The organism is Acinetobacter sp. V89_4 (genome assembly GCF_029967875.1).
Classification (GTDB): domain Bacteria; phylum Pseudomonadota; class Gammaproteobacteria; order Pseudomonadales; family Moraxellaceae; genus Acinetobacter; species Acinetobacter oleivorans.
Window position 1 is genome coordinate 38,378 of record NZ_JASCAI010000016.1, and the last position, 14,387, is coordinate 52,764.

At 39.8% G+C, this 14,387-nt stretch carries 12 protein-coding genes; 2 read left to right on the plus strand and 10 right to left on the minus strand.

Annotated elements, in window-relative coordinates:
* Positions 1 to 16: 16 nt before the first annotated feature.
* The 6 genes from panC to mazG all read right to left on the minus strand — a co-directional run bounded on the left by panC (position 17) and on the right by mazG (position 4,972).
* Complete coding sequence (gene panC, locus QLG01_RS04505; RefSeq protein ID WP_013198929.1) at positions 17 to 865, minus strand: pantoate--beta-alanine ligase; 849 nt, start codon at positions 863 to 865, stop codon at positions 17 to 19.
* Between the two features lie 3 nt (positions 866 to 868).
* Positions 869 to 1,678, minus strand: coding sequence for a 3-methyl-2-oxobutanoate hydroxymethyltransferase (gene panB / locus QLG01_RS04510; RefSeq protein WP_004794557.1), 810 nt, complete (start codon positions 1,676 to 1,678; stop codon positions 869 to 871).
* A gap of 46 nt (positions 1,679 to 1,724) precedes the next feature.
* Positions 1,725 to 2,207 (minus strand): 2-amino-4-hydroxy-6-hydroxymethyldihydropteridine diphosphokinase, encoded by a 483-nt coding sequence (folK, locus tag QLG01_RS04515; protein ID WP_013198930.1) that lies wholly within the window; start codon positions 2,205 to 2,207, stop codon positions 1,725 to 1,727.
* Complete coding sequence (pcnB, locus tag QLG01_RS04520; RefSeq protein ID WP_013198931.1) at positions 2,204 to 3,667, minus strand: polynucleotide adenylyltransferase PcnB; 1,464 nt, start codon at positions 3,665 to 3,667, stop codon at positions 2,204 to 2,206. Before pcnB ends, folK begins: the two co-directional genes overlap by 4 nt.
* Before the next feature lie 125 nt (positions 3,668 to 3,792).
* Positions 3,793 to 4,197, minus strand: coding sequence for a ComEA family DNA-binding protein (locus tag QLG01_RS04525; protein WP_192834188.1), 405 nt, complete (start codon positions 4,195 to 4,197; stop codon positions 3,793 to 3,795).
* Positions 4,166 to 4,972, minus strand: a complete 807-nt coding sequence (gene mazG / locus QLG01_RS04530) for a nucleoside triphosphate pyrophosphohydrolase (RefSeq protein ID WP_282495927.1) — start codon at positions 4,970 to 4,972, stop codon at positions 4,166 to 4,168. Before mazG ends, QLG01_RS04525 begins: the two co-directional genes overlap by 32 nt.
* A gap of 112 nt (positions 4,973 to 5,084) precedes the next feature.
* On the opposite strand from mazG, the gene QLG01_RS04535 reads away from it, so the two are divergent.
* Positions 5,085 to 5,858, plus strand: coding sequence for an SDR family oxidoreductase (locus QLG01_RS04535; protein WP_282495928.1), 774 nt, complete (start codon positions 5,085 to 5,087; stop codon positions 5,856 to 5,858).
* Positions 5,859 to 5,905: 47 nt separating this feature from the next.
* Here QLG01_RS04535 and QLG01_RS04540 read toward each other — a convergent pair whose 3' ends face one another.
* Genes QLG01_RS04540 through cysM form a run of 4 tightly spaced genes read right to left on the minus strand, consistent with a single transcriptional unit; the run spans position 5,906 to position 11,407 of the window.
* Positions 5,906 to 8,212 carry a bifunctional (p)ppGpp synthetase/guanosine-3',5'-bis(diphosphate) 3'-pyrophosphohydrolase gene (locus tag QLG01_RS04540; protein WP_005302395.1) on the minus strand — a complete coding sequence of 769 codons (2,307 nt, stop codon included), beginning with the start codon at positions 8,210 to 8,212 and terminating at the stop codon, positions 5,906 to 5,908.
* A 30-nt stretch (positions 8,213 to 8,242) separates the two neighbouring features.
* Positions 8,243 to 9,634, minus strand: coding sequence for a 23S rRNA (uracil(1939)-C(5))-methyltransferase RlmD (gene rlmD / locus QLG01_RS04545; protein ID WP_282495929.1), 1,392 nt, complete (start codon positions 9,632 to 9,634; stop codon positions 8,243 to 8,245).
* Between the two features lie 9 nt (positions 9,635 to 9,643).
* Positions 9,644 to 10,462: a 3'-5' exonuclease gene (locus QLG01_RS04550; protein WP_005302389.1), complete on the minus strand. Its 819-nt coding sequence runs from the start codon at positions 10,460 to 10,462 to the stop codon at positions 9,644 to 9,646.
* 12 nt (positions 10,463 to 10,474) lie between these two features.
* Positions 10,475 to 11,407 (minus strand): cysteine synthase CysM, encoded by a 933-nt coding sequence (cysM, locus tag QLG01_RS04555; RefSeq protein ID WP_005302386.1) that lies wholly within the window; start codon positions 11,405 to 11,407, stop codon positions 10,475 to 10,477.
* A 172-nt stretch (positions 11,408 to 11,579) separates the two neighbouring features.
* On the opposite strand from cysM, the gene QLG01_RS04560 reads away from it, so the two are divergent.
* Positions 11,580 to 14,387, plus strand: a complete 2,808-nt coding sequence (locus tag QLG01_RS04560) for an ATP-binding protein (protein WP_005302384.1) — start codon at positions 11,580 to 11,582, stop codon at positions 14,385 to 14,387.

Genomic DNA, 14,387 nt, shown 5'->3' on the forward strand with positions numbered 1-14,387 from the left:
TGTCCTTTGATCTCTTTTATTGGGGTGTAAAGGCAACTTCTAAATTGTCAATCAAACGAGTTGCACCTAGTTTTGCCGCGACAAACAACACAATATCACGATCAAATTGAGCAGCAGGTAACAGATTTGTCTGACGAGCTTCGACATAATCAACAACAAAGCCATTATCTGTCAACTGAGTTTTGATATCTTCTACAACTTGTTGCAAATCTTTGCCTTGATGTAACTGTTGCTCAGCCTGCTTCAAACTTTGATAAATAACCGGAGCGATCTCACGGTGCTCAGCGCTTAAATAACCATTTCTTGAGCTAAGCGCCAAACCATCTGCTGCACGAACAATTGGCACGCCAATCACTTCTAAAGGAATATTTAAATCTTGTACAAACTGACGAATAACGGCTAACTGTTGGTAATCTTTTTGTCCAAAGAAAGCATAATTCGGTTGCACAATATTAAAGAGCTTAGTTACAACCAAAGCGACACCATCAAAGTGCCCTGGACGCGAACTACCACATAAAGCATCTGTAATCTGGCTGACACTGATGTTGGTTAAACGCGGTTGTGTACCGTACATTTGCTCAACTGATGGCGCAAAAATAATGTCACAGCCAACATCAGCAAGTAGGCGACTATCTTGCTCTAAAGTACGAGGATAGCTGTCAAAATCTTCGCCTGGACCAAATTGAGTCGGATTTACGAAGATGCTTACAACCACAACATCACATAGCTTTTTCGCTTCACGAACAAGTGTGAGATGCCCTTCATGTAGATTTCCCATTGTTGGGACAAAACCAATAATTTTACGTGCAGCTCTAGCAGGATTTAAAGAAGCTGCAAGACCTTGTATGGTGGTTTCTGTTTTCATGAATTACAGCTCAACGTGAAAAGTATGTTCTTTGGCAGGGAAAGACTGATCCTGCACAGCAGCATGAAAAGCTTTAAAAGCATCTAAAATTGCAGTTTCACCTGATTGCTCTTTCATAAAGTTACGTACAAAACGCGCAACTCGACCAAAAGTTAAGCCCAACATATCTTGTACAACCAATACTTGACCATCAGTTGCATTACCTGCGCCAATACCAATTACAGGCGTATTTGGGAATAATTCAGCAATTTCTTGACCCAATTGAGCAGGAACACATTCAAGCAATAATACCGCCGCACCCGCCTCAACCACTGCTGTACAATCAGCAATAAGCTGATCTGCTGCTTCACGTGTTCTAGCTTGTAATTTATAGCCACCGAATACATGTACAGATTGAGGTGTTAAGCCTAAATGTACACAAACAGGTACACCATTACGGGTTAAAACCTGCACGATTTCACTTAACCATGCACCGCCTTCGATTTTCACCATTTGAGCGCCAGCTTGCATGACTGTTCTTGCATTTTGCAAAGCATCATTCAAGGTTGCATAACTCATAAATGGCAAGTCAGTCATAATCAAGGCATGTTGATTACCACGGCGTACTGCTGCCGTATGATAAGCCATATCTTCAACGGTTACTGGCAAAGTTGAATCTCGCCCTTGAATTGCCATTCCAAGAGAATCACCAATTAAGATTGTATCAATTTCAGCAAGTTCCATTGCTTTTGCCATGCTTGCATCGTAACAAGTTAGACAAGAGAACTTACGTCCTTCGGCTTTAAATTTTCTTAAGTCACTTAGACTAATCATGATGATATCCTCTACAGGAGTTTGCAGAACATAATGAATCGAGAGCTTAAGCCCAAGACTCATCCGCAAGTACAGTCAGCGTTGGCTGCTGTATCAGTTCTAAATTTTTAAGTGGCTGATCATTAATCTGTAAATCAGCATCTAAATCTAATAAAGGAATCACAACGAAATCTCGTTGTAAAATTCCTATGTGCGGCACAGTTAAGCGCTCATTGTGAATTTTTTCATTGCCATAAATAAGCAAATCCAGATCTAAGGTTCGCTCACCCCAACGACGAAGCCGTACACGACCAGCTTCTTGCTCAAAACGTTGTAAATGATCCAGCAAATCTAAAGGCGCAAGATCGGTATTTAATTCTGCAACTGCATTTAAATAATTTGGCTGATCTTGAGGTCCCATAGGCGGACTTTGATAAAGTCTAGAGACTTTAACCATTCCTAACGTCTTAAGCTTAGCAATGGCTTCAGATAAAATTTGACGTGAATCGCCTAAATTACTTCCTAAACCAATATAAGTGGTTATTGTCATTGCGTTGGCCCAAAGACGACTTGGCTTAAATCACGTTGTACCCGCTTACGTTTTAAAATTGGATGATCGCCTATCACGCCTGCTTCAGAAGTAGTCGCTTTTTCAACAAATCGGCCAACTGCCTGATCTTGTCTAGTACGTTCTTTTTTCCCACGGCGAGTGCGTGGTTCCGGAATATCAACCAAAGGTTCAATTTCCGTGTCAACTTTATTATTTTCAATAGGTTCAGCAACAGCTTTACGACGGTTTCTAGCTTTCTGACGATTATATTGGCTAATCGCAGCTTCTTTTTCGTCATTTGACATTTCTTGGTAGGCTTCCCACCAGCTTCCCATTCCTTGTGTTGTGTCATCACCAGACTTTTCACGAAGTAATAAGAAGTCAAAACCTGCACGGAAGCGAGCATGTCCAGCCAATGCTTCTATTTGCTGTGGTTTTGGATTAAGCAAACGAGTTTGCATTTCCCAAACTTCACGAATAAAAGTTTCTGCAAAGCGAGGAATAACTGTGCGTGTTGCTTGGCGTTTTAAGACATCTAAGCCAGCCTGCGCACGGGCTTCAGCCGGCACAATACCTTTAGATAAATAAAACTCACAACGCTCTAAAAATGGTTGCCACAATAAGACTGCATAGAAAAATGCTGGGTTAATGGTTTTTCCAACTTGAATACGTTGATCTGTATTCTTTGCTGCTCTTAAAATAAATGGAGTGAGGTTAGGCTGAATATCTGCAAAGAGTTGCTTCCAGACACCAAACTCAATCAACATTGGCAAAACACGCGCCAAATGCCCCATTGTGAACAGCTTCTGAGATTCATCGTATAAACGATGCGGAGAGACATCACGCAGTAATTGCGTCATTTCAGCATCAAAGATATCGAGAATATTTGAATCAATTTTGAAATTTAACTTAGCTGCAAAACGCAGAGTTCGCAGCATACGCACTGGGTCTTCTTCGAAGCGCTGTGCCGGATCGCCTAATAAACGTAGAGTTTTATTTTTTACATCATCAATTGCTTTGCAGAAATCGAGCACAATACTCTTACGCGGTTGGTAATATAGCGTATTGATTGAAAAATCACGTCGAGCAAAGTCTTGTTCGATAGTACCCCAATTATTGTCACGTAAAATCATGCCTGAGGCACTAGTGACTGCTTTTTTAGGAGGGGCACGGAATGTAGCAACTTCAATAAGCTCACGCCCTGAATAGACATGTGCCAATTCAAATCGACGACCAATGATTCGGCAACGTCTGCCAAAAACTTCTTTAATTTGAGAAGGTGTCGCATTGGTTACTGCATCGAAATCTTTAGGATTAAACCCTAGCATTAAATCACGGACACCACCCCCAACAATATAAGCTTCATAGCCAGCTTTAGTCAGGCTATCGATCACATCTAAAATCGAAGAAGGAAGTTGGGCTGTGGACAAACCACATTTTGACGCTCGCAAGGTTTGCAAAAGACGCTGTCTCCTACGTCAGGACGTAAATAACAAGTTGTCGCTAATCATAGCTCTAACGCACACAAAGGGCAATTTGATTCTCTGTAGTTTGCGCATGAAATGACAATTGACAAACAGATGATTTATAAAGTCAAACGTGCTTTATTCTTTTCAAAAATGGCTGGACCAATACCCTTTACGTTTTTAAATTCATCAATATTTTTAAAGCCACCATTCTTTTGACGGTATTCTACAATCGCTTGAGCCTTTTTCTCACCAATACCTTTTAGCTTTTGAAGTTCATCAATATTGGCTTGATTCAAGTGAACCTGTCCCGAAGAGTCAGTCATGGCTGAGCTTTTTGGAGCACTAGAATGAGAGGCGTGTTGCATGCTCAACTTCTGATCATACATCTGCTGTTTAGCCTTCCACTCCTTAAAATTTTGATCAAAAGATTGAGCCTGAACGAAGGTTGAAGAAATCAGACTCCAAAATAAAACAATAAAAATATAAGACTTACTCTTCCAAAGATTCATGCTGAGATGCATGTGTTTTTTCCCCTAATCTTAACTGCCGCTTTGCCTGATTCCACAATTCATCCATTTCAGACAAGGTCATGTCTTCTAATGTTCTTTGCTGTTTTTGCACTTGATCTTCAATAAAAGCAAAACGACTTCTAAATTTATGTATTGTTGATAAAAGTGATGTTTCACTTGAAATCGCAAGTTTACGTCCTACATTGACTAATGAAAACAGGCAATCTCCAAATTCATCTTGAATTTCATCAATATTTTGATTTTTTAGTGCTTGCTTAAACTCATCTAGCTCTTCTTCTAGTTTTCCATAAGCATCTTCTACGGTTTGAAAGTCAAACCCAACTTTTGCGACATTTTCTTGAATTTCTTGTGCCTGCAATAGAGCTGGTCCATGCTTAATTTCGTTCAACCTTGATTGCGGCTTGCCTTGTTTTTCTTGCTGTTTAATTTGTTTCCAAAGCTCACTTACTTGCTCTGGCGTTAAATTATTAAATTGATCTGCCTGAAAAACATGTGGATGGCGGCGAATTAACTTTTCACTTATTACCTCAACAACATCTTGAAAGTTAAAAGCACCTTGCTCACTAAACATTTGTGATTGAAACACGACTTGTAATAACAAATCGCCTAGCTCATTTCTGATTTCATCGATATCCCCTTGACGAACAGCAGCCTCAACTTCATATGCTTCTTCAATCGCATATTTAGTGAGTGACATTGGGGTTTGTTGTTGATCCCACGGACATTTTTCTCGTAACTCTTGCATGATTTTAAGCAATTTATCCATGGTAACCCTCTAGTTTAAAAAGTCGGTCAGTAAAACTAAGATTTTAATTTGTTATGATCAAAATCACAGCGATTAAATCAGTCGCACTATTGTACTGACAAAGAGAAAAAAGATGAGATACAGTATTCTGATTAGTGGTGCCGCTCAAGGTATTGGGGCTGAAATTGCACGCGTATTCTACAAACAAGGATATAAAGTAGGCATTTATGATATTAATGAATCGCTTGCTCAAGAATTGGCAAACGACTTAGGGCCAAATGCCCGTGCCGGCTATCTAGATGTAAGTGATTACGATCAATGGCAACACATATTAAAAGAATTTACTGAATGGGCTGGCGAACTCAACATCTTAGTAAATAATGCCGGTATTTTATATTCTGGTGCATTTGAAACAATTGATATTAAAGCTCACCAAAGAACAATAAATATTAATGTAAACGGTGTCATCAATGGCTGTCATGCTGCCCTACCTTATTTAAAGCAAGCGTCTTTTGCACGTGTTATCAATCTATCTTCAGCTTCTGCAATTTATGGGCAAGCTGACCTTATTTCTTACTCAGCCAGTAAATTTGCTGTTCGCGGAATTACTGAAGGTTTAGATGTGGAATGGAAAAAATATGGTATTCGCGTTTTAGATGTGATGCCGCTATTTGTACAAACTGCAATGGTTAACAATATGGATGCAGGCACTATTCAAAATATGGGGATAGATTTAACTCCAAATGATATTGCTCAGCAGGTGCTTGTGCTTGTAGAGAAAAAGGCTCATTTCTGGACGCCTACTCACACTCCAGTTGGCATAAAAACCAAATTGCTTTACCAACTCTCGACTTTAAGCCCTCAGTTTTTAAATCGGCTCACTAACATTTATTTATCGAGAAAATAATCCAATATAAAAAGGCTGTCATTTGACAGCCTTTTTACTCAATTTATTTAAACACCTTGAATCATGCGTCGCGCACTAATAATTCCAGGCTGTTGCTCTAAGCGAGCCAATAAGCGAGAAAGCTGCGCTAAACCCTTAACCTCAATGAGCAACTTCATATTGGCAATACCATCTGCTTCAGAAATTGTATTGACCTGACGAATATTGATTTGGTCAGAGAAAATCACTTGAGTTAAGTCTTTAAGTAAACCACGGCGATCATACGCTTCCACCACAATTTGAACGCTTTGACCACGTGTTGGCTGCATTTCCCAGTCGGCTTCAACAGCACGCTCTGGTTCTTGCTTAATCATACGTTGGTAGTCTGAACAAATGACTTTGTGGATGCTAACACCACGGTTCAAAGTAATATATCCAGCGATTGACTCACCATGTACAGGCTGACAGCACTGTGCGATGTGCAGCTCTACATTGTCTAAACCATCAATTAAAATTCCATGAGCCGACAATGTATGGCTAGCACGTGGATTTAATGCAGGTTTAAGCACTAGTTCAGGTTCATCCTGATCTAAATGCATTTGACGGTTCACCTGATTAATCAAGGCATGTAAGCTAATATCACCGCTTACTAGACTCACCAAAATGTCATCACCCGTTTTCACGTTAAAATGTGATGAGTAATCATTTAAGTCGATACTTTTTGGGTGAATCGCTAGACGAGCTAACTCTTTATTAAGAAGTTCACGGCCAACTTCAAGATTTTTACTACGATCTTGCTGTCTAAACCAATGACGCAGCTTGTCACGAGCACGAGAGGTTTTAATATAACCTAAAGAATTGACCAACCAATCTCGGTTTGGATCACGATCTTTTTTAGTTAAAATCTCAACCTGCTCACCAGTTTTTAAAGTATAGGTAAGTGGCACATAGCGCTGGTTAACTCGCGCTGCATAACACTTGTTGCCTACTTCCGTATGGACATGATAAGCAAAATCTAGAACTGTTGAGCCACGTGGCAATTCCTTAATATCACCATCACGACTAAAAACGTAAATCTTCTCAAAGCCTTCAAAGTCTTGTAACTGTTCAAAGCCTTCTGTTTCATCTTCGTTTTGATGTACCGTCGTTTCATTGCGCTCTTGATAGTGTTCTAAAACAGCACGCAATGAATGCAAACGATGATTAAAGGAATGGTCAGTATTCTTTGAACCTTCTTTATAGTTAAAGTGCGAACATACGCCTAATTCTGCCTCGTCATGCATCTCATGAGTACGAATTTGCACTTCAAGCGATTTATTTTCGGCAATTACAGCAGTATGCAAAGAGCGATAACCATTTGCTTTCGGGTTGGTAATATAGTCATCAAACTGATGCGGAATATGACGCCAGATTTGATGAACAATACCCAAAGAGTGGTAACACTCAGGAACACTATTGACCAATACACGTAAGGCACGAATATCATAAAGCTGATCAAAACTCAGGTTTTTGCTTTTCATTTTTCGATAAATCGAATAAATGTGCTTCGCTCGACCTGTGATTTCTGACTCGATTCCGTAAGACGCCAACTCATTTTTTAAACGATCAATCACGAACTGAATATAGTGTTCGCGCTCTAATCGTTTTTCATTCAGTAATGACGCAATTTCTTTATAACGATCTGGAGCTAAATAGCGAAAAGCGAGATCTTCAAGTTCCCACTTAAGCTGAGCAATACCGAGTCGATGCGCCAATGGCGAATAAATAGTAAGAATTTCGCGCGCTACACGTTCTTGACGTTCACGAGATGAATTTGCTAGTTCTCGTAAAGAATAGGTACGTTCAGCAAGTTTAATTAAAACAACTCGAACATCTTCGGTAACCGAAATCAGCATTTTATAAATGCCACTTAAATGTTCTCGTTGATTATTATTAAAATGATCTTCTAACCGTTTATTTTTCTCAATGAGTTCCGAGAGCTTACCCATTGCCAAAGTGCCTTTGACAAGGTTATAGACCTGCTCCCCAAATTTCTGTTTTACTTCTTCTATATCAGTAATGTCTTCACGCACACTACGATAGAGCATTGCTGCCGATAGAGTATCTTCATCTACATGGAGATGCGCCAGAATGTCAGCCATTCCAACGCCTGTAGCGAAAGTATTTGAACGATGATTAACCGTTGAATCCAACTCTTTTTGCAGGGTTAAATGAGCAACCTGCTCAAGCTGTTCAAGCTTCGCCCCATCTAATATTTCACGCACCCGATCCAACCATGAGGCTAAACCGATTTGCGTTTCGGCGGCATGCTCTACAGTCGTTTCCTCGGACAACTCAGTTAGTTGTTCAGGTAACTGTTCACGTACTGTGACCATACCATTCTCCTCAATATGTAACTCATGTTTTTAATCGTTTATCTCTTGAATTTTTTCAAATAGTGCAATGGATTCAACATGTTCTGTGTGCGTAAACATGTCCATCACAGCTGCTTTTTTTAACTGGTAACCATATTGGACCAAAACACCCGCATCCCTTGCCAGTGTAGCTGGATTACATGATACATAAACGATTCTTTTTGCTCCAAAATTTGATACATACTGCATAATTTCATATGCACCAGCACGAGGAGGATCAATCAATAATGCATCAAATCCTTGATTTGCCCAAGAATGATGCGAAAAATCTTTTGTTAAATCTTGTGAAAAGAAGGTTGCTTGCACCAAACTATTGCATTTTGCATTAGCTGTTGCCCGCTGCACCATTTCTTCACTCCCTTCCACACCGACAACCTGACCACTCTCACCAACACATCGTGCTAACGGGAGTGAGAAATTGCCTAAACCGCAAAATAGATCAAGTACCTTTTCACCTGGTTGCAATTGAAGCAATTCACATGCCAATTGAACCATTTGTTCATTTACTGTGGCATTGACCTGAGTAAAATCCAATGGCGAAAAAGCAAAATTTACATCAAACCGCTCTAAAGCATAGTGTAAACGTAAAGCACCTTTTTCATCATCAATACGATGAATACTTTCAGGCCCTTTAGGCTGTAAATACAACTGCCACCCTTTGTCTAACGCAAATTGCTTTAATTGGTTGACATCAGAATTGTTTAATTTTTCTACATGACGAACCAACAAAGAAATTTCATGATCACCTTTTGCTAATTCTACATGACCTATATGCGCTTTGCCTTTTAGACTTTGGAGTAAAGTACGCAGCTCAGGCAAGCTATCTGATAGTTTTTTATCCAAAACACTACAAGTGTGGATAGAAGTTAGTCGATTACTATGATGCTCACGAAACCCCATAATTAAGCGATCTGGCTTTGGCAGATAGCGCACCCCTATTCGAGCACGGCGACGATAATCTGTTTGTAAAGATCGAATTGGCTCAAGCCACTGTTCAGGCTGAATTCCTGCAAAGTGCTGTAAATGCGATTGGAGCACACTTTGCTTTAACCGGATTTGTTCATCAGGATGAATATGCTGCATGCTACAGCCACCGCAAATACCATAATGAGGACAAATTGCATCTATGCGATGAGTTGAAGGCTCTCCTAACAACTGCACCATCTCAGCTTCTTCAAGACGCTTTACTTGATGGGTAATCTGAGCCTTTACAGTTTCTCCGGGCAATGCATAGCGAATAAAAACTTTCTTGCCATGCTTATCTGCTGGATGGTCAGGATGAGAACCATAATGCGCAATCCCCCGCCCCTCATGAGAAAGTGTTTCAACTTGAAAAATATATTCAGGTTGTTGAGGCTTGCGAGATTTGGCTTGTTGTTTCAAAGAATGAACCTAAAAATCTGAAGGATTAAAATAGTGAGAAGTAAATTCAGTATGTTTCGAAGTACGTTCCCATACTTCAAGAAAATCAGACTGCTGTGGCATGGTCTGTAAATATTCAATACTCGAGCTAATCCAGTGGTTATGTTCATCTACGCTCAACTGGCCTTTTAGTACGAGCCAACGCAAATAAATAAACCATGTATTGAGTACATCCCCTTCACAATAGCTAGTCAATTTTAACCACTGTTGATTACGAACATATTCAGGCACATGATAACCCGATTCACCGCGTTTACCCGGCAAACCTAAAATGCAGGCAATATCATCAAGCTTTTGAAAATTACGCCCATTAAACATTGCCATCACGTCCATTAAATCAATGTGGCGATGGTGATAACGGTTTTGGTAATTATTAAAACGCTTCTGGCTATCAATCTCACCTTGATCAAACAAGCCCGGTGCAGAAAGCCCATGATACATCGCGCGAAACAGAATGACGGGTAAATCAAATTGTGAGCCATTCCAACTCACTAAAGTCGGATGACGCTTATCAAAAATTGACAAGAACTTTTGCAAAATCTCAGCTTCAGAATATTGTTCACGACTAAAAGAAAACAATCTGAAACCAGACTCATCAATCCATAGACCAGAAATACAAACAATTTCATGCAAAGGTAAGCGCTGAAAATCCATGCCTGATTCTTGACGACGGAGTTTAGTCAATGCTTGCTCTACATCAGCCTCTGGTAAATCAAGATGATATAAATGCGCTCCCGCTTTTAAATCAGTTAAAGTTTCAATATCAAAAACTAAGGTAGGGAAACGCATTATTTCTCTCAATTATGAGTTATCGTCCTGTACTGAAAACAATCCTGTAGACAAGTAGCGGTCGCCACGGTCACAGATAATGCAAACAATAACAGCATCTGGATTTTCTTCTGCAATCTTAATGGATGCCCATACCGCGCCACCTGAAGATGTACCCGCACTAATGCCTTCCATCCGCGCTAATTTACGCATGGTCTTTTCAGCATCAATTTGTGGAATATCAATAGTACGATCTACACGACTACTATCAAAAATAGTAGGTAAATATTCTTTCGGCCAACGGCGAATACCAGCAATGCTTGAGCCATCTGCTGGTTGCAAACCAATAATTTGAATATCTGGGTTTTGTTCTTTTAAATATTTAGAAACACCCATGATGGTACCAGTCGTACCCATTGAGCTTACAAAATGGGTGATTTTCCCACCTGTTTGTTTCCAAATTTCAGGACCAGTTGTTAAGTAATGAGCTTCAACATTATCAGGATTACCAAACTGATTTAAAACGTGCCCTTTGCCTTCTTTTTCCATTTGCAAGGCTAAATCACGAGCACCTTCCATACCTTGCTGCGGTGTTACTTCAATCAGCTCTGCGCCATAAGCCAGCATGGCATCTTTACGCTCCTGACTCATGTTGTTCGGCATAATAAGTTTCATTTTATAGCCACGCATTGCAGCAACCATTGCCAAAGCAATACCTGTGTTCCCACTGGTTGCCTCAATCAAGGTGTCGCCTGGCTTAATTTGACCACGTTTTTCTGCCTGCATAATCATGTTATATGCAGGACGGTCTTTTACAGAACCTGCCGGATTATTACCTTCTAATTTTGCTAAAACCGTCGCTTGCGTATGAGAAGCTAATCGCTGCAAACGAACTAGAGGTGTCTTACCTACATAGTGATCTAACAAAAATTCGTCGGCTAAAAAGTCAGGTTGTGTATTACTCATGATCAATACCTATATCGAGGTGCGCCTATTGTATGAAAAAATGCTCGCTACTGCACCCATTTCAATATGCTTTTTCATGAAAGCGATTAAAGCTCGGTCATTTATAAAATGCCGTCTGTTTTAAAATAAAGCGTGATAAGATGCCGTACAGAGAGATAAATCTGATGTAGCCATGTCTAATTTCAATAAAACCTTATCGAAACGCTTACGTCTGAATCATGCATATGGGCAATTGATTGCTCTAATTTTTGTGCCGATTATGATTTTAACAGGGGTCGGTGCTTTTCTGGTTTTAACTGAAACGTCACATTCGGTAAAACAACAACAGCTACATCACGCCTCAGCAATTTTAGCTCGCTACAATCAAATTGCGAAAGATCTATATACGCTAGTCGAACTAGAGCCCGATGAATACGATCATGCCCAGCACATTATGCAAAGCATGTTTAGCGAAAAAAATCTTAAACGCGCGGTATTAATTGATAACAATGGACAGACTTATTTAAGTATTGGTTATCGCGATAATCGTTATTGGCCGAGCTTTCCTAGTAATAATAGTTTTTTTGGTCCAATCTCTTATAACCACAATAATATTTATGGACTGCAAATTAGCAATAAAGCTGGAAAAGCCCCAGTTTGGTTAATGATTGAAATGGATAACCAGCCTCTAGAGTTGGCACGTTATCGCATTATGATTGCCCTCGTCATTACTGGATTAATGACCTTATTATTACTTTTACTGTGCTTGAATTTTTACTCTCGTCGCTGGATTGCGCCGATGTATGAAATTCGCATGCAGTTACAACGCCTAAATGCAGATACTCTAGACCAGCACCTAGTTATTAACAGTACTGGGGAGCTACGCTTACTACAGCGTGATATTGCAAATGTTGTTAAGCGATTACACTTTAGCTTTTTAGAATTAAAAGAACACACTGAACAAACAGAAGAAGACTTACGCAGAACACTAGACACCTTAGAAGTCCAAAACATTACTTATCGTCAAGCACGTGACCAAGCGATTTCATCAAACCAAGCGAAGTCAGTTTTCCTTGCCAATATTAGTCATGAGCTTCGAACACCTCTAAACAGTATTGATGGCTTTATTCATTTATTGCTTCGTCAGCAAAATTTAAATAATGAGCAAAATCTTTATTTGCAAACCATTCGCAAGTCATCTGCCCATTTATTGGCATTAATTAACGATGTATTAGATTTCTCAAAAATTGATGCGGGTAAATTAGAACTTGAAACAGCACCTTTTGATTTAGAAGAAGCCATCTTTGATGTCATGGATATGCTGTCTCCATTGGCTGCTCAAAAACATATTGCCATGGCTTTTTACTATGCGGACAACATTCCACAAGAAGTGATTGGCGATGCTTTACGCTTCAAGCAAATCTTGACCAACTTGATTTCTAATGCGATCAAGTTCACTCCTGATGGTGAAATTATTGTTCGCGTTCGTATGGAACATGATGATATTGGGCAATGTCTGCTTCATTTCAGTGTTCAAGATAGTGGTATTGGTTTAAGTGGCACAGACCGTAAAAAACTATTTGAATCATTCTCGCAAGGTGATGCCTCAGTTACACGTCAATTTGGTGGTACAGGTTTAGGTTTAGCTATTTCTAAACAGCTTGTTCATCTCATGCATGGTCAAATTGGCTTTGAAGATAACCAAGAACGTGCACCAACTGAAAAAGGCTCAACCTTCTGGTTTACCGCACAATTTGTGGTAGATGAAGACTACGAAATCGAACACCCGCACTTTGAACATTTACAAGTGGTGTCGTATCTTGCACACCCTGCTACAGCAAGTGTTTTACGTTACTACCTTGAAAACTACCATGTTCCTCACATCGAAACTCAATCGATTTTGGACTTGTTTAGCCGCTTAAAACATCTTGATCAGAAAGATAATACATGGCTCATTGTTGACCATAGCGGCGACACAGAGGCATTATTAAAAGAAATACGTAGCCGTTATCAAGGTAATTTAGCCGTCTATGGCTATCAAATGACGCTTGAGCCAAACATGCTCAGTGAATACCGTGCTCGCCCTCTATATCAACCATTAAGTCGAAGTGGACTTATTCAATTATTAAATGATCAGCCTATTTTTGAAGAGGAACAACAAGACTTTAATGGTCAGGGTTTACACATTCTGGCAGTAGATGACCATCTTCCTAACTTAATTGTTTTAGAAGCCTTGCTCGGTGAACTCAATGTTAAAACAACTAAAGCACTCAGTGGACAAGAAGCACTTAACCTGATCCAAGAGCGAATTGACCAGAAACTTAAACCATTTGATTTAGTGTTTATGGACATTCAAATGCCTGTCATGTCAGGCATTGATACCACTCGTGCTATTCGCTCTTTAGAATCGACTTTAGACGGAGAAATGCAATTACCAATTATTGCGCTCACTGCCCATGCACTTGCCGATGAAAAACAAAAACTCCTTAAAGTAGGCATGAATGACTATGTCACCAAGCCAATCCAAATGGAGCAAATCATCCAGATCTTAACGCAATGGACTAAAAACAACTTTACAGCAAAAGCTTTAGATAAAGACCATCATGTCGTTGCGGAAGCTTTAGATCCACAAATTTTAAACTGGCAACAAAGTTTGCAGCTTGCAGCAAATAAAGAAGACTTAGCGCAAGATCTACTTAAAATGTTAGTTGATAGTTTTCCAACTGAACTAGATGAAATGCAGCAGCTCATTGAACTTGAAGACTTCCCTCAGCTTGAGCATGTTTTACATCGCCTCTATGGTGCTACTCGCTATGTAGGCGCCCCAAAACTACAACAAGTGACCGGTGACTTTGAACAGTTTATTTCAACGCTGCGTAAAGAACGCCGTATAGCAGATGAAGGTTTCATTGAAGAAGTGATGCAGCGCTTTAATGAACTAGGTCTTGTCGTTAAAGAAGTAGAAAGTGCAGCCCATCAAATCTTGGTGATTCCTGACTAA

Coding starts and splice junctions, on each gene's coding strand:
- panC (WP_013198929.1), bottom strand. CDS start 865: ATGAAAACAGAAACCACCATACAAGGTCTTGCAGCTTCTTTAAATCCT.
- panB (WP_004794557.1), bottom strand. CDS start 1,678: ATGATTAGTCTAAGTGACTTAAGAAAATTTAAAGCCGAAGGACGTAAG.
- folK (WP_013198930.1), bottom strand. CDS start 2,207: ATGACAATAACCACTTATATTGGTTTAGGAAGTAATTTAGGCGATTCA.
- QLG01_RS04525 (WP_192834188.1), bottom strand. CDS start 4,197: ATGCATCTCAGCATGAATCTTTGGAAGAGTAAGTCTTATATTTTTATT.
- mazG (WP_282495927.1), bottom strand. CDS start 4,972: ATGGATAAATTGCTTAAAATCATGCAAGAGTTACGAGAAAAATGTCCG.
- QLG01_RS04535 (WP_282495928.1), top strand. CDS start 5,085: ATGAGATACAGTATTCTGATTAGTGGTGCCGCTCAAGGTATTGGGGCT.
- QLG01_RS04540 (WP_005302395.1), bottom strand. CDS start 8,212: ATGGTCACAGTACGTGAACAGTTACCTGAACAACTAACTGAGTTGTCC.
- QLG01_RS04550 (WP_005302389.1), bottom strand. CDS start 10,462: ATGCGTTTCCCTACCTTAGTTTTTGATATTGAAACTTTAACTGATTTA.
- cysM (WP_005302386.1), bottom strand. CDS start 11,407: ATGAGTAATACACAACCTGACTTTTTAGCCGACGAATTTTTGTTAGAT.
- QLG01_RS04560 (WP_005302384.1), top strand. CDS start 11,580: ATGTCTAATTTCAATAAAACCTTATCGAAACGCTTACGTCTGAATCAT.